General features: G+C 41.2%; 17 protein-coding genes. 6 read left to right on the top strand and 11 right to left on the bottom strand.

From position 1 onward, the window contains the following. Positions 1-2 precede the first annotated feature (2 nt). Positions 3-1586, bottom strand: a complete 1584-nt coding sequence (locus tag JWG40_RS10955) for a methyl-accepting chemotaxis protein (protein ID WP_205285839.1) — start codon at positions 1584-1586, stop codon at positions 3-5. Between the two features lie 108 nt (positions 1587-1694). Between JWG40_RS10955 and JWG40_RS10950 the strand changes: the two genes are divergently transcribed. The 4 genes from JWG40_RS10950 to JWG40_RS10935 all read left to right on the top strand — a co-directional run bounded on the left by JWG40_RS10950 (position 1695) and on the right by JWG40_RS10935 (position 4261). Next, complete coding sequence (locus JWG40_RS10950; protein ID WP_205285838.1) at positions 1695-2432, top strand: pirin family protein; 738 nt, start codon at positions 1695-1697, stop codon at positions 2430-2432. Between the two features lie 291 nt (positions 2433-2723). Next, positions 2724-2969, top strand: a complete 246-nt coding sequence (locus tag JWG40_RS10945; RefSeq protein ID WP_205285837.1) for a carbonic anhydrase — start codon at positions 2724-2726, stop codon at positions 2967-2969. 9 nt (positions 2970-2978) lie between these two features. Beyond that, positions 2979-3956, top strand: a complete 978-nt coding sequence (locus JWG40_RS10940) for a sodium-dependent bicarbonate transport family permease (RefSeq protein ID WP_205285836.1) — start codon at positions 2979-2981, stop codon at positions 3954-3956. 2 nt (positions 3957-3958) lie between these two features. Further along, positions 3959-4261 carry a P-II family nitrogen regulator gene (locus tag JWG40_RS10935; protein ID WP_205285835.1) on the top strand — a complete coding sequence of 101 codons (303 nt, stop codon included), beginning with the start codon at positions 3959-3961 and terminating at the stop codon, positions 4259-4261. A gap of 17 nt (positions 4262-4278) precedes the next feature. Here JWG40_RS10935 and omp85 read toward each other — a convergent pair whose 3' ends face one another. The 10 genes from omp85 to JWG40_RS10885 form a co-directional block, all read right to left on the bottom strand. Then, positions 4279-5706 (bottom strand): Omp85 family outer membrane protein, encoded by a 1428-nt coding sequence (gene omp85, locus JWG40_RS10930; protein ID WP_205285834.1) that lies wholly within the window; start codon positions 5704-5706, stop codon positions 4279-4281. Positions 5707-5711: 5 nt separating this feature from the next. Further along, the gene (gene pyk, locus JWG40_RS10925) at positions 5712-7145 is read right to left on the bottom strand and encodes a pyruvate kinase (RefSeq protein WP_205285833.1); all 1434 of its coding nucleotides are present in this window, start codon (positions 7143-7145) and stop codon (positions 5712-5714) included. Between the two features lie 4 nt (positions 7146-7149). Further along, on the bottom strand, positions 7150-9153 hold the full coding sequence (locus JWG40_RS10920; protein WP_205285832.1) for a hypothetical protein: 2004 nt from the start codon (positions 9151-9153) through the stop codon (positions 7150-7152). Between the two features lie 19 nt (positions 9154-9172). After that, positions 9173-10222, bottom strand: coding sequence for an aspartate-semialdehyde dehydrogenase (gene asd, locus JWG40_RS10915; RefSeq protein WP_205285831.1), 1050 nt, complete (start codon positions 10220-10222; stop codon positions 9173-9175). 36 nt (positions 10223-10258) lie between these two features. Further along, positions 10259-11779 (bottom strand): hypothetical protein, encoded by a 1521-nt coding sequence (locus JWG40_RS10910; RefSeq protein WP_205285830.1) that lies wholly within the window; start codon positions 11777-11779, stop codon positions 10259-10261. A gap of 8 nt (positions 11780-11787) precedes the next feature. Continuing rightward, a complete protein-coding gene (locus JWG40_RS10905) occupies positions 11788-12849 on the bottom strand; it encodes an MBOAT family O-acyltransferase (protein WP_332470602.1) in 1062 nt (353 codons plus the stop codon). A gap of 436 nt (positions 12850-13285) precedes the next feature. Continuing rightward, the gene (locus JWG40_RS10900) at positions 13286-13501 is read right to left on the bottom strand and encodes a hypothetical protein (RefSeq protein ID WP_083901925.1); all 216 of its coding nucleotides are present in this window, start codon (positions 13499-13501) and stop codon (positions 13286-13288) included. A gap of 866 nt (positions 13502-14367) precedes the next feature. Next, positions 14368-14790, bottom strand: a complete 423-nt coding sequence (locus JWG40_RS10895; RefSeq protein ID WP_205285828.1) for a phosphatidylinositol phospholipase — start codon at positions 14788-14790, stop codon at positions 14368-14370. Between the two features lie 529 nt (positions 14791-15319). Continuing rightward, positions 15320-16318 carry a hypothetical protein gene (locus JWG40_RS10890; protein ID WP_205285827.1) on the bottom strand — a complete coding sequence of 333 codons (999 nt, stop codon included), beginning with the start codon at positions 16316-16318 and terminating at the stop codon, positions 15320-15322. Between the two features lie 2 nt (positions 16319-16320). Beyond that, positions 16321-17637, bottom strand: coding sequence for a helix-turn-helix domain-containing protein (locus JWG40_RS10885; RefSeq protein ID WP_205285945.1), 1317 nt, complete (start codon positions 17635-17637; stop codon positions 16321-16323). A 230-nt stretch (positions 17638-17867) separates the two neighbouring features. Between JWG40_RS10885 and JWG40_RS10880 the strand changes: the two genes are divergently transcribed. Both JWG40_RS10880 and JWG40_RS10875 read left to right on the top strand, forming a co-directional pair. Continuing rightward, positions 17868-18620, top strand: coding sequence for a ParA family protein (locus JWG40_RS10880; RefSeq protein WP_205285826.1), 753 nt, complete (start codon positions 17868-17870; stop codon positions 18618-18620). Then, positions 18604-19425, top strand: a complete 822-nt coding sequence (locus JWG40_RS10875; RefSeq protein WP_205285825.1) for a ParB/RepB/Spo0J family partition protein — start codon at positions 18604-18606, stop codon at positions 19423-19425. Before JWG40_RS10880 ends, JWG40_RS10875 begins: the two co-directional genes overlap by 17 nt. Positions 19426-19590 lie beyond the last annotated feature (165 nt).

Raw genomic sequence — 19590 nt, 5'->3', positions numbered from 1 at the left:
TGTTACTGTTCGACAGCCAAATCTGCAGCTTGTTTTTCCAAACTTAAAGTATTCTCACCCACTTTTCTAGCATTTATCACAACTTCTCGGTTGATTTCTTCCATTTTTTGGACAACAGCGATCATTTGGTCTTTGTCTCGATTCAACACCTTGGATTCTTGATCCAGTTCTTTTGAAATCGATTCAATTAGATCCAATGATTCTAATACCTCATTGTTAATATTTTTTTGAGAATTAATTTTGTTCGTAGCAGTTTTTATCACTCCACTTAAGAGCTCATATTTTGATTGGAGCGATTCTGTCTGTTGGAGAGAAACGGAAGCGAGTTCGGTTCCTTCCTGAATGAACCGATTGGAAGTGGTGATGATTTTTTTGATTTTAGTGGCGTTTTCATTGGAATTTTCAGCCAATTTTGCAACCTCTTGGGCCACAACCGCAAATCCTCGTCCATGTTCCCCCGCCCTTGCCGCTTCGATGGATGCGTTGAGAGCAAGCAAATTGGTTCTGTCCGCAATCTCAGCCATAATATCGTTTACTTCACTCACTTCTTTCTGAGATTCGTTTACTGAACGAAGTCTTTCTTCTAAATTCTTAACTGTATGCGAAAGTACATTACTTCTATCTTGGAAATCACTCATATTAGAATTCAATTCTTCCACAACCGTTCCAATTTCAGAAATACTCAGTTTGAGTGTATCCGACTTATGGTTTAACAACGTGATTTGATTGTGTTGTTTGCCGATATTGTCTACGGAAGATTGAATACTTTCTGAAAATGAAGAAACAAACTCAGTCAATTCATGAATGGATCTGTCTTGTGATTCAATTTGAAAATTGAAATCGGTTGTAATTTCCCGGATCGATTTTAAAGTTTTGAATAACTCAGATCCAACCTGCACCAAATTGCGGTTTAAATTGTCTGCTGTGATTCTTTCCGTTTCTGCAATTTTTTGTCGATCTTCCGATTCATTTTTGATTTCGTTTAGTAAATTTAAGACTGCCGATGTTAAATACCCAAAACAAATTAAGAACAGTATTTTAAATACTTCATTAGAGATACCAACCGTACTCTTTTGGCTTTGGAATCCTTCCACCTCTTTAAACTCTACTCCTTGCCCATAACCAATGACAGAAATCAGTATCAAACAAAAAGCAGAATAGTAAGTACTCATCAGTAGAGTTCGTTTGGAAAATAAAAATGCAGAATAGACTACATAAAAATAATACAACACATAGAGTGTAGGTGATTTGATTAAGTCTGCAGCAACCCCACTGCCACCCATTAAGCCCGAGGCTGTGACCGCAAATAGAACCGTTATGTCCAAAATGATGAGGGCCTTAGGAAAAAATGGATGTAATTTTTCTTTTTTGAATAGATACGCCTGAAGACCTCCATACAAAAACATACAAGTAATTCCCACGAGATAACTCGTAGTTTGCAATGTGGTTGAGGTTTTATAGGAGCCGAGGGTTGCAATAATATAGAACCCCGCCAAAAGAAATCGGACTCGATTCACATACACAGGGCCCAACTCTACCCAGTTCTTTTTGGTTTTTATTGATTCTAAACTAGTTCTCGTCGACATAGGATGATGATCGGGAAAGGAAAGTGAAAGGGAAGTGATTTTCTTTTTTTACCCCCCGAAAGCAGAAACTCTCTTGACAAAATATAGTTCAATATTAAACTATTCAATATGGAAACATTAAAAACCAACAGCAATTCCGTAGAAAAAAAACTTCACCCCGCCTCAGAGCGTGGGCATGTCAATTTCGGATGGCTGGACAGCCACCACTCCTTTAGTTTTGGCCATTGGTACCATCCAGAAAAGACAAACTTCGGAGCACTCCGCGTCTTAAACGATGATATTGTCGAACCAAGTATGGGGTTTGGAACACACCCTCATCAGGATATGGAAATTATTTCTATCCCACTCTTTGGAGAGTTGGCCCATAAAGATAGTACAGGTACGAATGGTATCATCCGTACGGGAGACGTGCAGATTATGTCTGCAGGTTCAGGAATTATGCACTCGGAGTTCAACCATAGTAGCGAAAAGAAAGTGAACTTTTTGCAAGTTTGGATCCTCCCTAAAGTGAAAGGTATCGAACCAAGGTATGCGCAAAAAACTTTTTCGGAAGCAGGACGTGTGAATCGTTTCCAAACCGTTGTCTCTCCGATTGATGATGAAGCCGTATGGATCAACCAGGATGCCTACTTTTCTTTGGCAACTTTAGATCCAGGAAAAGATCTTTCTTACAGAGTCCATGCTCCGGGGCAAGGGATCTTTACCTTTCTCATCAGTGGAAAACTGAAAGTAGAAAATACCACTTTAGAACGTAGAGATGCCGTGGGACTTTGGGGTGCGGATGAATACAAATTTCAGGCAGAAGTAAAATCAGAACTTCTTGTAATTGAAGTACCAATGAAATAGAGAAATTCTCTAGAAAGGACTGATGTTGCGATCAGTCCTTTTACTTCTTTAAAAACTGACTTATTTTTTCCGTAAGAGCCAATTTCTTCCCAGTAATCCCCACACGATTCTCCTTACTTTTTTCCCTCACCTTTACTCCAATTGAATAGAATCTTCACCCCGATTTGCCCCTCCTTGGGTCTCATTTTTTTAATTTATATGAATTTTTTTTCGTGAATATATTTTCATATTGGTCCAATTAGGTAAAAGTAGAATTTTCCCACCGAATGGGAAAATCGAAGGAGAATACAATTGAAAAGTTACCAGTGGATTTTGGGCTTTGTTCTTTTTACACTTTCAGCCAATGCCTTTGCAGAAAGTAACACCGGCGTTCCGGCGCACGAAGCCTTACAGGTGTCTTCTTTTAGAAAACTAGATCCCATTCTCTCCAAACAATACAACAATGGCCAACTTCAAATTGTCGGAGCAGTTTATGATTTGGAAACAGGGGAAGTAAGTTTTCTCGATGAAAAATATATCTCTTCTATTACAAAGTAGGAATCAAAGATGGACATTATACAAGCATTAGTTGCAAACTTACAAACACCAATGTTTCTTGCCTTTTTACTGGGAATCATAGCCACGGTTTTAAAAAGTGATCTAAAATTTCCAGATGGAATGTATACGGGGCTCACAATATATCTCCTCTTTGCCATCGGGTTAAAGGGCGGGGTGAAACTTAACAGTACAACTCTAATTGAATTCTACAAACCAGCAATAGCGGCACTTGTCTTATGTGTGACAATACCACTCCTTGCCTATGGACTTTTAACAAAATTTGGTAAATACGATAAAGCAAATGCGGCTGCCCTTGCCGCCCATTATGGGTCAGTGTCCGCTGTAACATTTAGCGAGGCACTTGCATTTCTCGATTCTCTTCATATTAGTTATGAAGGTTTTATGCCAAGTATGTTAGCCATCATGGAAATTCCCGCTATCCTTGTGGCATTACTACTCATAAAAATGAATCCAAAAGAAAATACGGAAGAGTCCTCTTGGGGAAAAATTTTACACGAACTCTTCACCGGCAAAGGAACCTTGTTATTATTAGGTGGCCTTATCATTGGAATGATCTCTGGAAAAAAAGGTCATGAACAATTTGCTCCCCTTTTTGAAACACCATTTCGGGGAATGTTGATCTTGTTTCTTCTGGAAGTTGGTATTGTTACTGGAAGAAGATTGTCCGACCTCAAAAAAGCAGGTGTGTTTTTGATCGGTTTTGGAATCCTATTTCCAATTTTCACTGCAATGTTCGGATTGTATTTAGGAAAATTCATTGGATTATCCATGGGGGGTGCGATGGTTCTTGGGACACTCAGCGCCAGTGCCTCCTATATTGCCGCACCTGCCGCCGTAAGGATTGCCATTCCCGAAGCAAGTCCAGCTATCTATTTAACAGCATCTCTTGCCATCACCTTTCCGTTTAACCTTTCTGTTGGATTACCCTTCTATCTCACTGCCTCGAAATATCTTTATGGAGCCTAAATATGAAATTAGAAAAAGCAAAACTCATTACTATCATTGCCGATGAAGCATTGCAAGATCGATTGGTATTGGAATTAAAATCAGTCAATGTAAAAGGTTATACGATCAGTGAAGCCAAAGGGGAAGGAATCAACCACAAGCACCTAACTTCCTGGGAGGGGAAAAACATTAGATTAGAATCTTTAGTTTCAGAAGGCAAAGCCTTAAAAATTTTTCAGATCATCTCCGAAAAATACTTAGAAAAGTATCCAATGGTGATTTTTATGAATGATGTGGAAGTGATCCGAAAAGAAAGATTCAGCTAAATCTTCCAACTGAAGATCTAAAAGGTATGGCCCATATCCAAATAAAACAATTGGTCTTCTTTGGAATAGGCATAGTCGAGTAAAATGACCGTGGCTTGGTCCCAAATCAATCGGAGTCCCACCCCACGGGCATGTTTATAACCTAGAGCATTCACGTCACGTAATTTGTCCCAGACTCGACCCACGTCATAGAACGGAACAATGCTTAGCTGAAAGAACTGATCCCAGAAAGAAAAACTTCCCACACGGTAACGTAATTCAATATTATAAAATCCAATGACAGGTCCAAAAAAACGCTCCTGCCTAAACCCTCGAAGTGTGTTCTGTCCCCCAAGAGCACCAAACGGACCATCGATGGAAAAAAGATATCGATATTCAAAAAAAGGAACATTCCCTTCAATTTTTGTGAGTGCCACACGTTGTGCGATCACAAACTCTTCAAATAGTTTCGGGAATGGTTGGTAAAAGTTCTTCGCTTGGGCAAAATGTCTGATGTAATTAAAATCCGAACCGATCGTTCGTTCCGCTTTATTGATATTATATTCAATGAGCCAACCGCGGTCTGGATCGGGTTCATAATCTCTCGTATCATAGGCAATGCCTGCACGCAGGTAATTTAAATTTCCCCCATTGATACCAATGATTTTCCCTGAATTCGCATCTTCTGTAATTTTGGAATTATCTTCGATTGCCGGAACTTTCAAACCTGTTAAAGGTTCCCTTGCCTCTGTGGAAGTTCCATCATACCGCCTAACAGAATTTTTAGAAAACTCCACCCCACCCCAAACGCGAAACACTTGGAAAATGGTTTTATCTGCAGAAAACTGTCCGTAAGTCGTTTCAAACTGATAGTCGTGGTAATGTTGGTTCGATGTGAATTCTTTTCCCGGCCCACGATTTCGTGCATAGGAATTTGCATTTTCAAAGTCAGAATAAGTGGCATTGCGAGTGATCCGACTTCCATCCATATTTCTATCTTTGTAGTATAGTGGCTGTAAACTCTCGGTTCCCACACCAAAATACTGATTATAAAAACTAGCATCATGCCCCACATAGGCCCTAAGCCTGTAGGCGGTATCTGCAAAGTAAGGAGCATCCCAAGCTAAATAATTGTTTTGTGTCCCACGATTGGTTCTGTAAATTCCCACGTTGAACATATGTTCGTAGGGAGTGTATTTGAACGAAGAATCTGATTTCGTACCATTATAGAAAATATTGGCGAGCACACCAAGACCAGATCCATTCACAGCATCATTGCCGAACAAAGGAAGGCCGGTCGCATACCATCCTTCTTTTTTATTGGCAAGTTCCTTCTCGTCTAATTTTTTGAATTCACCGAGCCACTCAGGAACATCAGATTTTCTTTCTTCTGCTTCAATCCCCAAAGGAAACGAAATCCCCATTGATACAATGACCAAGAGAGAGATCAGATTCCGAAAGAGCATGAAGTCTATTTTACTTCGCGGACTTGGATGGTTTCGACTCGATCTTCCCCAGCAATAATATCAGAAAGGATCACCACTTTTTCACCCATTTGGAGATATCCATTGTTCACCAGAGTTTGGATGGCCAGTTTGATTGTTTTTTCTGGATCAGAAGAAAAATCTACACGGTAAGGAATCACTCCCCTTGTTAGCCAAAGCTTTCGTCTAACAGACGTCATGTTAGTGAACGCATGGACAATCGGATATTTAGGATGAAAGGATGCTAAATTATTGGCCGTGATCCCACGACGAGTGATCGCAATGATGGCATGGGCTTGCATGGAATCGGCTAAATTCGCAGCAGAACGGGCCATTTCTTCTTTTTGGTCTTTTGGTTTTCTTTGGGCAGCAAGTCCTAAGTTGATCGATAGCTCCATTCTACGGGCGATTTTATCCAACATCTCTACACAGCGTACAGGGAATTTCCCCATCGCCGTTTCCCCAGACAACATGATTGCGTCAGCTTCTTCGTAGACAGCATTGGCAACGTCTGTTACTTCTGCCCTTGTAGGAGAAGGATTTTGAATCATAGATTCTAATAAGTGCGTTGCGACAATGACACGTTTCCCTTCTTCTTGGCAACGTTTGATGATTCGTCTTTGGACAATGGGAAGTTCTTCGATTTCTATTTCCACACCCAAATCCCCACGTGCTACCATGATGCCGTCGGATTCGCGAATGATGGCATCTAAGTTTTTTAAACCTTCTTGGTCTTCGATCTTTGCGATGATTTGTGCATGGTGATTTTTTTCATCAATGATACCACGAAGTTGGATCACATCTTCTTGCGAACGAACAAAAGACAAAGCCACAAAATCAATATCCTCTTCCAATCCAAAGATAATATCTTTGAGGTCTTTGGGAGTGATGGAAGGTAAATTGACTCGAATTCCAGGTAGGTTGATGTGTTTTCTAGAACCCAGCTTACCACCATCTAACACAGTACAAACGAGTTCGTTTTCACGAATCTCTTGTACCGCTAGGTTGATGAGTCCATTGTCCACAGTCACTTTGTCGCCAACTTTTAGGTCTTTAACAATATCTCTGTAGTTTACAAAAACACTTTGTGCCTCTGCTTCCATCCCAGGGATGATATGAAAAGTAAAGGTTTCACCGACTTTTAAGTGGAGATCGTTTTGTACATCACCAGTTCTGATTTCCGGCCCCTGTGTGTCGAGAAGGATCGAAATTGGGTGTTTGTGCAATTCATCTTTGTTTAAAGATTTTATAATACGAATGATCTTTCTATGAAACTCATGATCTCCATGGCTCATATTGATCCTTGCGATATTCATTCCGGCCAAAGCCAAACTTCGGATCATATCTTTGGAGGCAGTCGCAGGACCAATGGTACAAACGATTTTTGTTTTTCGAGCTCTTAGTTGTTCAATTGCAGGCATAATTTTAAGGTTTCAATCTAGGTAAGATTCTATTCAGAAAGTCTAATTGCGATTCCGCAATGTCAAATTTCTCTTGATTCGGAAATTTTTCGCTTCGTTGACGGTCACTTTCTGCAGTCACTTTGTCTAAAAGTTTTTTGCCATACCGTTTTAGGTAGCCAGTGGAGATCAGAATTGGCCAAGGGAACTTTTCTCTTTGGTTTCGAATCGGGAAACTGTAGATTTCCTTTCCACCAAACTTCTTCAAAAAAAATATTAAATTCTCTTCGGTAAACTTTCCATTTAATTTAGAAAGTACATACTCACGATCTGGATATACCCCAAATTCCCAAGCTTCATCTAAAATACGAATGATGGCTTCAATGGATTCTTTCCATTTTTTCTCTTCTTCTGGGCTTCCTTGTTTGACAGGCTCTGGATAATCTTCTTCCCCACCATTAAAACCGGAAGTAGCGGCCGCTGACTGTTGGGAGTGTTTGGATTTTTTTTCTGCATCTTTTTCAGCTTCTTCTCTTTCCTTCAAACGAGCTTTTACAAGACGTTCTTTTTCTTGAGAAATCTTTTTGACTTTTTGGTTCGCCAAATCTCTGGTTAGTTGTTGTTGCAACCTTGCTTTGATGGGAGGAATTTCAAATTTATGAACCGTCATACTCCCCATAATCATTCGCCAGATCCGAGTGAAAAAAGGCAGGAATTGGAAAAGGCTTTGGGCCTCAATCTCTTCTAAAAGTCGTTTCGGACTTTCGTCGTTCAAATGAAGAGTGACATTCATCTGATTTAAAACTCGAATCTCCAAATCCGAATGTTTGATTTGAAAGGTTCTTTTGGCAGACTCAATGGCTTGCGGAATACAAGATTTATGAAGGATAAATTCATTGTATACTTTGTTGTCTGCATATTCTGTATATAAAAGTTCTGGTTGTGAAAGAAGTGTCGCCCGAAACTCATCTGTCAATGGTTCCCCACTCACACGAAGTAAGTTGACCTCCACAATACGACCAGCTTCCGCAAGGAAAGCCATAAGGTCATCAACCTGTTGTTTGCGTTTTTGTTTTTCTTCTCTTTCTTTGTCTTTTTCTATAATTTCATTTAGAACCAAACATTCTTCAATGAGAGTTTTTTGGTCACCATAAGAATCATTCATATACCCTTTAATCTCTGTTAAAAGGTTACGCGGATTACTCCAAGAATCTTCGGTAATTTCCCCCATCACCCCTAAATTCTTTAGGGCCGGGTAAATTGTATTTTTAGTATAATCAATGTATCCATCATACCGATCGGCAATTTCAGACGGCCGATTGTAAAGAAATACACTTTTATTGGCAGGCCTTGAGGCCGAATCATTGCGAAAGAAAAATAAGATCTTATCATCCACCAATTGTTTTAATATGGGTTTTAAATGGATGATGATGGTAGCATCCTTTTGTACTTTTGTTTTGTCATAAGGGCATTGGAATAAATTCCCAATTTCAGTCGACGCATAGGTATCAAACAACCTGTTAGAATCCACTGCTGCTTTGATGACCTTACGCATCTTTTCTTTTCCAACATACTTTCTTTTTTCATTGAACCAACCCTTGATGGCAGCTGTAGAAAGTTCATTGAGTCCGAGTGCATAACGAAACGCAGTTCCCCCATCAGAGGTTGTGGGTCTTGCAAATACAGTATTGTGTTTGATGAATGTCTTTGGATTTTCAGGATCCCCGGGTTCGTTCGGATGAAACTCGAGGACATTCATCTTTCTGATGATGGCAGGATTTTGTTTATAACTTAGATCGATCACATAGTTTTCTGTACGGTCACGATCTATCGAACTATCACGTTCAATTTGTTCTACATTGGGAAGGACTTTGTTTTGTAAAAACTTATCCGTCCATTCAAAGATCACAAGGAGAACTTTATAGATTCCTTTGTAGGAAAAATCCCCCCGTGAATCCATAGCCTGCACCTTTTGGAGGCAGGCTGTGTAATCCATTACTTTTAATTCCGGGAGGTTTGGATCCAACATGGTTTTTTAGCGAATGTCCTTAGTTAAAAAATCCTTTTTTATACAATAACTCTGCATTCAAAATCGCAGCACCCGCTGCACCTCGAATCGTGTTATGCGAAAGTACTACCCATTTCCAATCTAAAATTGGATCTTCTCGAAGCCTTCCGACAACGGTAGTCATTCCTCTACCTGTCTCTAAATCAAGACGTGGTTGGGGCCTATCATTTTCTTCGCGGTAGAGAATAGCCGGATTTGGTGCAAACGGCAATCCCAATTTCTGCGGTTCCCCTTGAAAATCGGCCCAAACCTTAAGAATCTCTTCTTTTTTTGGCTTTTTGTCAAAGGAAACAGAGACACAAACTGTATGTCCGTCAAAAACAGGAACACGATTGCAATGTGCCGAAATTTTAAAATCAGCGGACTGAATGATCCCGTCTTTCACAGAGCCTAAACATTTTTGTGGTTCGACTTCTGCTTTGTCTTCTTCCCCACCAATGTATGGAACAACATTCCCAAGAATGTCCATGGTCGGAACTCCTGGATAACCCGCACCAGATATAGCCTGCATAGAAAACAACATCACAGACTTCAGTCCAAAAGCATCCATCAAAGGTTTTAAAGAAATGGTAACGCCCATAATCGTACAATTGGAATTGGTAATGATTTTTCCTTTGGTCTTTTGGAATTGTAAAACATCCAAATGATGCGCATTCACTTCCGCAGAAAGAATCGGAACGTTCGGATCCATTCTATGATTTTTAGAATTAGATAGAACCATCACGCCAGCTTCTGCATAAGCGGTTTCCACTTCTCCAGCAATCGATGCATCAAGGCCGCTAAACACGAGTTGCACGCCCTTCGTCACTTCAGGATTTGGTAAAGAGATGATAATGTTTTTGGCATAAGCCGGGATATCGGAGGAAATCTTCCAACGAGATTTCATTACCTCACCATATGTTTTGCCAGCGCTTTTTTCAGAAGCTGCTAAATGAGTCACCGTAAAATAAGGGTGATTCTCCAAAAGTTGAATGAATCTTTGACCGACGGAACCTGTTGCGCCCAGGACTCCAACTTTGATTTTTTCCATAAAATTCCTTATCTAATGTAAGGATTGAAAAACATCCTATTTCGGAAAGAGATTTCCAATTCTTTTGGCATAAATCGGATTCATTTGTTCCATTCCCACATAAGTGAAGTGGTGGAAGTCAGAAAAACCCTGCATGGGCAAACTTCGGTGGATGTCCCAATAATGGACAGACCCTCCGGCCAGAGATTCCAAATATTTCAGGTGGTCCCGATACCAATTTGAATCCTCATACCAATCAAGCGAGATGGGACTCTCGGGATTGTTGATGAGTAAAAATGGGACATTACGCTCTCGGAAATGATCCGCTATTTTTTGGAGATACCGAAAGTGAAAGTATGGCCGGAACGATTCCTCGCGAATCCTTTCTTTTGCCAATTTTAAAGCGACGAGGTATCCAATTCCTGGTCGCTTTTCCAAACCCTCTAACAATCGGTAGTGAAAGTATTTCCGATATTCTTCATCTTTCATTCCCAAATACCGAAAGTCTTCCGTTCTTGGATCCCGTTCATACTGGATTCCCGATCGGGCCTCTTCCAATCCAAAGGTTTGTTCGAGCCTCACCCCCATTGGGTCGTAATGATAATCCAGATAGGCGCCCGTTGCCTCGTTTGCAAACCATACCCGTTCGAGTTTGACAGTGACTGACTTTTTATCTTCGAAGAATTTAGAATCTAAATGCAGGTGAACCCAACCTTCTTTGGTGAGTAAGATCTCTTGTTTGGTTTTTCCATTCGAAATATCCATCCGACAAGGTTTTCCGGCCAAAAGGAAAGAAGTAACCTCCACCCAAAAACCTTTGTTTTTGATTTTTTCTGTGGGGAAAAAACTAAAACTTTGGCCTGTCCATCCAAGCCCATTGATCCCTTCTGGAATGAGAACTCCTGCATACGCATGGTAACTGGTATTACGTCCAAAACGGTGTTGGATTAAATTTTGTAAATTTTGTTGGTAAATGTCTTTATAACGATAAAAAGAAAATCCAGAAGAGATTACATACTTCGACCAGGTTTCCCAGTCCATGGAATACCCAACTTCTTGTAATGTCTCCCAAGGAAATACCCACAAAGATTGCGGAGCCTCAGCAAATGTCAGTGCATCCTTCACCACAACCGATTCGTCTACAGAATCATTCCGTCCCTCAGGAAACATAACGTAGGTTCGGTGGAGCCTGTAGTCTATAAAATTAATTGGATAGACCACAAGATCCGGCTCCAGAGGATCCAACCAATTGAGCAATAAATACACATAAAGAGGACTATTCCCTGCATATGCTAAATAAAAAACATCCACATCCAAAGAAAAATCTTTCAACAAAGATTTCTTTAACATACCGGCATCAATCGAATAGTAGGCAACCGAACTTCCTACAATGATGATTCTTTTTTTTGTTTTGGGAAGATTCCGTATCCTTTCATATTCATACAAAAAATTGAAAAAATGGTTTGTGTTCCAAGGAGATTCATTTGGTAAAAGAAACTGGAGTTTCTTAAAAACTAGAAAATCTAAACCAAATAACGAAACCACAAAGAGGCATATAAATAATATCCGTTGTTTCATATATCCGCCTAAAATACAAAATACACGAAAGGTTTACTATCGGCAGAAAACAAAACGACGAGGATAATGAAGATAGAGGCCAAAACTCCTAAAAAAACGGTTTTTCCTAAGGAATTTTGCCATTTTTCAAATACACCTAACAGTTGCTTATTGTCCTTAAAGTAAAAATTCCCCAATATATGTCCAATAATTATGACTAACAAACAGTAAAGAAAGGTCTTTTCCATCGTGTAAGGCAGAGAAAAACCCTCTTTTTGGGTAAAAAGTCCCTGTAGGTAGCACAGTGAATTAGCAAAATCTATGCTTCGGAAGAAAATCCAAAGTAAACTCACTAGAACAAAAGTTCCCAGGATACGAAAAGGCCGCATCCAAGAAAAATTCCATAACCTATTCCCTTGTGTCCTTCTTTCCAAGATTAGCAAAATCCCATGGCAACTCCCCCAAATGATAAAATTCCAAGAAGCACCGTGCCAAAACCCACCAATTGCCATCACAAGGAATAAATTTCGATAGGTGAGGAGAGGGCCGATTCGGTTGCCACCAAGCGAGATATAAATGTATTTTTTTAGCCACTGAGAGAGAGAAATATGCCAACGTGTCCAAAACTCCGAAAACCCATTCGCAAGGTAGGGCATTTTAAAATTCTCTGGTAAACGGAATCCAAAAAGAAGTGCCGTCCCCTGGGCAATATCAGTATAACCCGAAAAATCGCAATAGATCTGTAGCGAATAGGAAAACATCCCAATCCATAATGCCTTAGCGGAAACCTCCGTTGGCCTTAAAAATACAAAATCCGATGTTTCCGACAAATGGTCTGCCAGGACCATTTTTTTAAATAATCCAAGTAGAATGAGAAAGACCGCAAAAAGGACTGGGATTCTGAGAAAAGGGAGGGGCCTGCGGATCTGAGGCAAAAAGGATTTTGCGGTGACAATGGGACCTGCCACGAGCTGTGGAAAAAAAGACAAAAAGAGAAGATACGACAAAAACTGCCGTTCAGGTTCCAGTTCCCTCTTGTAGACATCGACCATATAGGAAATCGACTGGAAGGTATAGAAGGAGATGCCCACAGGAAGTAGCCAATGAGCCCCAAAAAGTGTGTCGGGGGTTGTTAAATTGAAAATTATTGACCAATTTTCAGCAATAAAATGCCCATATTTAAAGAAAAAAAGAATTCCGAGGCTATTCGCAAGGGAGAGACCTAAAGCGAACCTCCGCCACCCCTGAAATATAAGAGCGCCGAGCAACCTTGCCAAAGAATAATCAACCAATGCAATCCAAAGCAACAGAAGGAAGTAGTATGGATTCCAAAAGCAGTAAAAAGCCGCACTTGTAGCAAGCAAATAAATGATTAATATTAATCCCTTAATTGACCAATTAAAATCAATGATGTGCCAATATTTGATCAACAAAATGCGCAAAAACCACCAGATTCCTAGAGCAGCAGGAAGAAATATAGCAAAGGTTGCCGAATTAAAAAGCATAAATATGCCTATAATTAATCAACTATACATTATACTTGCATTTTACCCCGCAATTCGGGCAGGTGCAAGTAACCTCTGCCTTAACTCTACGCCCCTGCGCCCCTTCCACTTTCCCGACTGCCACAAAATCGAATACAATCCCCTCTGGAACAAAGTGTCCCGACCCATATTTAGCCGTTCCTTCAATCAAATTGGAGCAGGCATGGCATTTCACCCTAAGCCGTATCGTTTCCGCCATAATAGAAAGAACGCTGGCCGAGTGACCCCGAGTGGCAACCACTATTCAGATCTCTGCCAATTTTACATGGGCATGCATTTTCCCTACACATGACAACTTGGCAGTATTTTGACCAGGATCGTGTGGTCCCGGCTTGCTCCCTTTTGCCGAAAACTCTGTTGCATGTCCCGCAAGTAATCTTCCGCTCTGGGGCCAATAAATGTCGGAATTTGGGCGCTTCAGGCCTTGATTACCTAGTTTCCAGGAATAAAATCCAATCCATCAGGTGGGCCCGAGTCTTTTTTGTAAATGGGTATCCCTTTCAAAATACTTTGAAAAAGAGGAATTTTGCACTAAAATAGGATGAATTTGCAGCTTCCTCTCCCCCAACAGAACTGCCGAAATCTCGCCACTGAGCAATCCAGGATGGTAAGTTTCTGGTTTTTCCTATTCTTTCCCTCAAGAAGGAAGGAAACCGGATTTCTTTTGAAGTTCGAAAGTTTGAGGGGCGACCATCGGGCACTTTTCCCAATTGCCGTTCTACTGCCTGCCCGAAACAAGGCATGCCCTAGAACGGTTGCCCATGATGGAGCAGCAACTGCCCCGACCCGAACAGCCTTAGAAAAGATAGCAACCATTAGGTGTCCAGCTTCAGGCAAATAGCCCGAGATGTGATATTTTGAGTATTTGCCTATTTTTGGGCAATTTATCTAGCTAAGGCTGTAGGGAATTAGCGATGGCGAGCTTTGAGAAAAGAAATCCTGGATAAATGCTTAATAATGGTCAATTTAAGAAAAAGGTTGCCTATGTCCCATAAAGCTGGATTTGAAGGAAATGACCCTGTGGTGCGCACAGGGCAAGGTCTTCATCGTACCGAATCCTAGGATTTAAGACTTTTTGGAGCTAGATTTAGAAGAAGGTTTACCCTTCTTTACAGGAGTTGTGGACTTGGATGTACTTCGTTTCGTTTGGGAGCTAGCGGACTGTTTTTTTGCTGATTTGCGTCCAGTGCGATCACTGGAAGATTTGTCCTCTTCTCCAGCCAAAAGGTCACTGGGGACCCTTCCATTACGTTTGGCCATGTAGATGAAATGTCGGACATATTGTGTGTATGGTTCGTGGATGGACTTAGGATCGAAGTTTTTAGGATCCTGGAGGAGTTGATTGACAACGGCGACAGGTAGGTCGTCCTTACTGGTTGCCATAAGTATTTCCAATCGTTTGCAGATCTCCGAATCATTGACTTCAGTAGAGAGTTTTCGCATAGCATTGAGGAATTTTTGGAAGGCAACTCGCTTCGGCTGAGACATATCCCCAGAAAACCAAAAAGTCCTGAGCTGGCAATCGATTTTACTGAGAAATGCTCTGGTGGATTCTCAAAAACAGATGATGCTTTACAGATTCCTAATGTTTTGAATTGGGAAGATAACCCCGTCCCTCTCACTATACCCCTCTCTACATTAGAGGTCTCAAAGAAAATCTCCAGCTCGGGAATCGAGACATCGGAAGGAACAAAGGTGCTCGCTGTTTGGATTTCAGATGGAAAGGTTTCCGGTGAGACAAGTTCTGTTTCCTTCGGGACAGTCACCTCAAGAACCAAACCGTCGCGAAGTTCGATGGGAGTAAGTAGTTCGTCGTTCGGAATGATTACAGGGAGGTCTGCTTCATTTGCAAAAAGACCCACCGTAGGAAAAATAAAAAATATAGAGAGCAAAATCAGGAAGGCGCTCTTTTGCAACTTTTGTGCCAAATTTTTTATTTTTTCCAGAAAAAACATAGGATTACCCTCAGTTTTCATCGAAATCGTAGAAAAATAAAGCTTTTTTTAAGCAATTTTGGCTATTTTTTGATAATTTGCGAACGCACCCTAAGTTTCCATTCCCAGAGAACAATCTCATGTTCGAGGTCTTGGGCGGTCTCTTGCTCTTTGGCCAGAAGGGCATAAATCATATGGGAGATCTCTTTGGAAAAGCCTGCATCCAATTCCTTTTCAAAATCTTCTACACGGTATTCCAAAATAAGAACTGCCAATCGGAATGCTTCCGTCATCGCAATGAGCTGAGGTTTGACCACATCTAGTTCTGGCTTTTTTAATTCGTTTTTGATCATTACATCCAAAAAAGTTCGGATGAACATGACATCATCGGAAGAGAGATGAAAATCCAATAGGAGTTGTTTTACTTTATCCAGCTCCATCGCTCGCAGGTGGATTCTTGCCAAAAACACCGGATTTTCGCTATAGGTATTGAGGTTTTGGTTTTTAGCCACATCGGTCGCTCGGACCTTGTCGTAATCGACCACACCCTTGTCTTTGGATTCATCGGTTTTTGGGGACTGAGATTCCGCTGAGGTATTGATCCTTTTTTTGATTACAAGGATATTCATACTTGGGTATCGGATCTTAAAGGAAACCATGTCGGATCTAGGAATCTCTTCATCGACCACTAAAAACTGGGCATGCTCCCCCCTCTCCCAGGCCGCCATCAATTCTTCTTTATTTTTATAATGGTAAATGACAACGGGAAGGACATCGCTCAGACTTCCCGTACCTAAATAAATAGTTTTGATTTCGTTGGAAAACCCATGTTGGTAGGGAATGACGAGTTTTCCTGCTTTGACGTTGACAAAGGAAAGTTCCCCTAAATGGAAATGGGAAACATCAAAATCGTCCCCAAAAAAGCCCACTCGGGGGACATTGACTACGATAGAATTATTCCTGGCACCTTTTGGGACTTCTGGTCCGGTCTCGGTGAAAACGACGTAGGTAAGCTTGGACAGTCGGACTTTGACGAGAAAACCGGCAGGGGTTTTTCGCTCTTCGTATACAGTGTCATCCATCTTTACATTAAACCAAGTTGTTTCATTTTATATTGGAGGGATCCCCTCGAAATACCTAAGGCCTTTGCCATCCGGATTTGGTTGCCAGAAAAGATCCGCATAGCCAGAAGAATCTTCTGCCTTTCTAAGGCCTCTGTTCCACGCCGCAAGTCTAAATCTTCTGCATCGGGAATCTCCAAATCCATCTTGAACTTTCCAGGTTCCAAATCCGCTGGTTCCACCTGGTTCGACCGGCAGGTCAAAATCCCTGTAAGAATTGCATTTCGTAAGTTCGTAAAATTTTCCGAATAAGTTCTAGATACCAATTCCTGCAAACTCAAAGCCCCTAATTGCAAACCCGATCGGTTCTGAGAATCACATAATTCTTCAAATATAGCCTGAACCAAAGTTTGCAATTTTGCTTTGGGAAGGAACCTAAGGGATGGTAGTACCAACGAATTTTTTCGCAAAAATCTTTCAAACTCAGGTAATAATTCTTGGCCCATTTCTTCAGGTCCAAGTAAAAATAGAGAACCAGAATATCCGGATTTGGACCACCAATCCGAGAGGATTTGTTGTTGGCCTAAATTGAGTAATTGGATTCCAACAAGAACCAAACTTCCGGACCGAGACTCTTCCCCCCAAAGGGCAAGGGCCTTTTCCAACTTTCCAAAATGGTCAGGCAGGGATTCTACAACGAGAATGGGAGCACCCGGCAATTGGGTTTGGTGGATCCATTTTGCCAAGGTTTTCTTTCCAGAACCAGGAGGCCCAAGAATGGTAAGGATTTTTTGCTTCGTAAATTCCGAAGTCGCAAGGTCTAAATTGGGAATTTCAGAACGGTATAAAGAATGCGAATTTTCTGAAGTTGCTACTTCCTTTCCACCCAAGCGGACTTGAGTTTCTCCCCATTCATTCCCAATCTTTTCGGCAAAAAAACTGAGGAAAATTCCTGCGGGGAGAGTTAGGGAATCATCCATTTCCGCTAGTAGAAATCCGATTTCTTTTTGTTTCGATCGAACCCGAATGGCCAGCGCATTTGTTTTTTTGTTGAACAATTCAAACTCTGATCCAGAGAAAAAGATCGGTTCCTCGGAGTGCATCAATTCTTCCCAATGCAGAGAACCGCGATTCAAAAAGGAATAATAAAAACCGTCTTCACCATATCCGAAACTCGCTGATTCGTAAAAAGAATCTTCATCCTCGACCTTTAGTACGACTACTCCTGCTGAGAAACCGAGCTCAGTACATAGCCTTTCCCACAAAATTGGGAGGACAGAATCCATCCAATCCTTGCCTGTTTTTTCGGAGGCAAGTAGGGAAATGGCTTGGGAAGGCATGCTATGAAACTGTTTAAATTTAATCACTTTGTCAAGTACGTACCTATTTGAATGTCGGATGTCCGACCAAAAGAAAGGAGATAGTTTTTGCTAATTTTCAGTATGTCGGATGTCCGACAATGAAGAGAGAAGAGGCCAAAAAATCCTTTTTTTGCTCCATTCTAAAAATACAATTGATCCCAAATTTTCGGCAGGAAAGCATACCATTTGGGAAGGGAAAATAGAGATAGATGATCACCATTGCAGTTGCAAACCAAAAAGGCGGAGAAGGAAAAACGACTACTTCTTTGAATCTTGCCATGGGGTTGGCCCGTCGCAATCTTAAAACCCTACTCATCGATATGGACCCTCAGGCGAATTCCACGGGAATTTTTCTGAATCCAGAGACAGTTGAGAAAGACCTTGCCCACCTCTTCCAAAATTCAGCCAACCTTAAAGATATCATCACACCTGCATATAACGAGCATTTGTGGGTAGCTCCATCTAGCATGCGCTTGGCGGAAATGGAAACGGTTTCCGTAAACTCCGTCGAGGCCCCCTATATCCTGAGAGACTCCCTCGCTGCCGTTAAGGAATTTGATTTTGTCATTATTGACTGCCCCCCTTCCCTTTCCATCTTCACGGTGAATAGTCTTGTGGCTGCAAACTTTGTCCTTATCCCCCTCCAAGCAGAAAAGTTCTCCATGGACGGAATCATGGGCTTACAACAAACCATCTCCTCGATCAAAAAAAGGATCAATCCGGAACTGGAGATCTTAGGGGCTCTTATCACCCAACTCAAACCCCAGACCTTACTTACGAAAACCATCCTACCTGTTTTGACCAAATACTTCCGAATTTTTGAACATACAATTTCGGATGGAGTGGCCATCGGAGAAAGCCACCTGGCAAAAAAATCTGTTTTCGATTATAACAAAACCTCTCGTCAGTCTCAAGAGTATGAGGGTTTTATAGAGGAGGTTTTAAATGAGCTTAAAAAGTAAACGCCTCGGAACTCTAGCCGACATCTACCAAGCAGAAAATTTAGATGGGACCATTCGTACGATTCGTATGGATAGAATCCTACCCTCCGAACACCAACCGAGACAGGAAAGAAAAAAGGGGATTGAGGAGCTTGCACAGACCTTAAAGGTGGATGGACTTTTACAACCCATCATTGTGTCCAAAGGGGAACGCGAAGGTCATTACAAAATCATTGCTGGCGAAAGAAGATACCACGCCGCCAAATCACTCGGCTGGGCCGAAATTGAATGTAAAATCCTAAATCGCCCTGATAAAGAAATTTATAAATTAGCCGTCATTGAAAACTTACAAAGGGAAAACCTATCCCCTTATGAAGAGGTAGATGCCCTCCTCTTTTTAAAAAACTCCCACAACTACACAGATCAGGAATTAGGTGACCTTTTTGGGAAGAGCCGCAGTTATATGACTGAAGTCCTTTCTATTACCTCGATGTCAAAAGAAGACCTCGACAAATGCAAAAAAAACGAAATCTACAATAAGAACCTTCTTGTCCAAGCAGCCCAAGCCGCTAAAAAAGGAAGCCTCGACGATTTTTTAACCCTCTTCCACAAAGGGGCATTAAAGACAGTCAGAGACGCCAAAGACTTCAACAAACAAGCGAAATCCGGCGAACCGGGCTCTGCAAAAAACTCACTTTTTTCTGGATACAAAATCCGGAGGACAGGAACAGGGATTCAGATTTTGTCCGACGACGAAATTTTACTCGGAGACATTTACAAGTTCATCCGCAAAGAATTGGTAAAAAAATACGGGGACTCGGCATAACCCAGACAAGTACTAAGCAGTCAAGTACTTAGGAAAAAAATTTATAGTACAGCTTAGGAAAAATGCTGTACGAACTTGACATCTGCCGGAATCCGACAATAATGTGACATAATAAAAGTGATTTGAGTTTGAGCAGGCGTTTCTTGTGGCCCAAGAGACGGGGGA

It is taken from the genome of Leptospira abararensis, assembly GCF_016918735.1.
In the GTDB taxonomy this organism is placed as follows: Bacteria; Spirochaetota; Leptospiria; order Leptospirales; family Leptospiraceae; genus Leptospira_A; species Leptospira_A abararensis.
The sequence above is the reverse complement of the archived record's forward strand: the minus strand, read 5'-3'. Positions and strand labels throughout refer to the sequence as shown.

What these genes read in the sequence shown, in the direction of transcription:
- JWG40_RS10875 (WP_205285825.1), top strand. Translation starts at nt 18,604, where the DNA reads ATGAGCTTAAAAAGTAAACGCCTCGGAACTCTAGCCGACATCTACCAA.
- asd (WP_205285831.1), bottom strand. Translation starts at nt 10,222, where the DNA reads ATGGAAAAAATCAAAGTTGGAGTCCTGGGCGCAACAGGTTCCGTCGGT.
- JWG40_RS10935 (WP_205285835.1), top strand. Translation starts at nt 3,959, where the DNA reads ATGAAATTAGAAAAAGCAAAACTCATTACTATCATTGCCGATGAAGCA.
- omp85 (WP_205285834.1), bottom strand. Translation starts at nt 5,706, where the DNA reads ATGCTCTTTCGGAATCTGATCTCTCTCTTGGTCATTGTATCAATGGGG.
- JWG40_RS10920 (WP_205285832.1), bottom strand. Translation starts at nt 9,153, where the DNA reads ATGTTGGATCCAAACCTCCCGGAATTAAAAGTAATGGATTACACAGCC.
- JWG40_RS10955 (WP_205285839.1), bottom strand. Translation starts at nt 1,586, where the DNA reads ATGTCGACGAGAACTAGTTTAGAATCAATAAAAACCAAAAAGAACTGG.
- pyk (WP_205285833.1), bottom strand. Translation starts at nt 7,145, where the DNA reads ATGCCTGCAATTGAACAACTAAGAGCTCGAAAAACAAAAATCGTTTGT.
- JWG40_RS10940 (WP_205285836.1), top strand. Translation starts at nt 2,979, where the DNA reads ATGGACATTATACAAGCATTAGTTGCAAACTTACAAACACCAATGTTT.
- JWG40_RS10885 (WP_205285945.1), bottom strand. Translation starts at nt 17,637, where the DNA reads ATGCCTTCCCAAGCCATTTCCCTACTTGCCTCCGAAAAAACAGGCAAG.
- JWG40_RS10910 (WP_205285830.1), bottom strand. Translation starts at nt 11,779, where the DNA reads ATGAAACAACGGATATTATTTATATGCCTCTTTGTGGTTTCGTTATTT.
- JWG40_RS10880 (WP_205285826.1), top strand. Translation starts at nt 17,868, where the DNA reads ATGATCACCATTGCAGTTGCAAACCAAAAAGGCGGAGAAGGAAAAACG.
- JWG40_RS10895 (WP_205285828.1), bottom strand. Translation starts at nt 14,790, where the DNA reads ATGTCTCAGCCGAAGCGAGTTGCCTTCCAAAAATTCCTCAATGCTATG.
- JWG40_RS10950 (WP_205285838.1), top strand. Translation starts at nt 1,695, where the DNA reads ATGGAAACATTAAAAACCAACAGCAATTCCGTAGAAAAAAAACTTCAC.
- JWG40_RS10900 (WP_083901925.1), bottom strand. Translation starts at nt 13,501, where the DNA reads ATGGCGGAAACGATACGGCTTAGGGTGAAATGCCATGCCTGCTCCAAT.
- JWG40_RS10890 (WP_205285827.1), bottom strand. Translation starts at nt 16,318, where the DNA reads ATGGATGACACTGTATACGAAGAGCGAAAAACCCCTGCCGGTTTTCTC.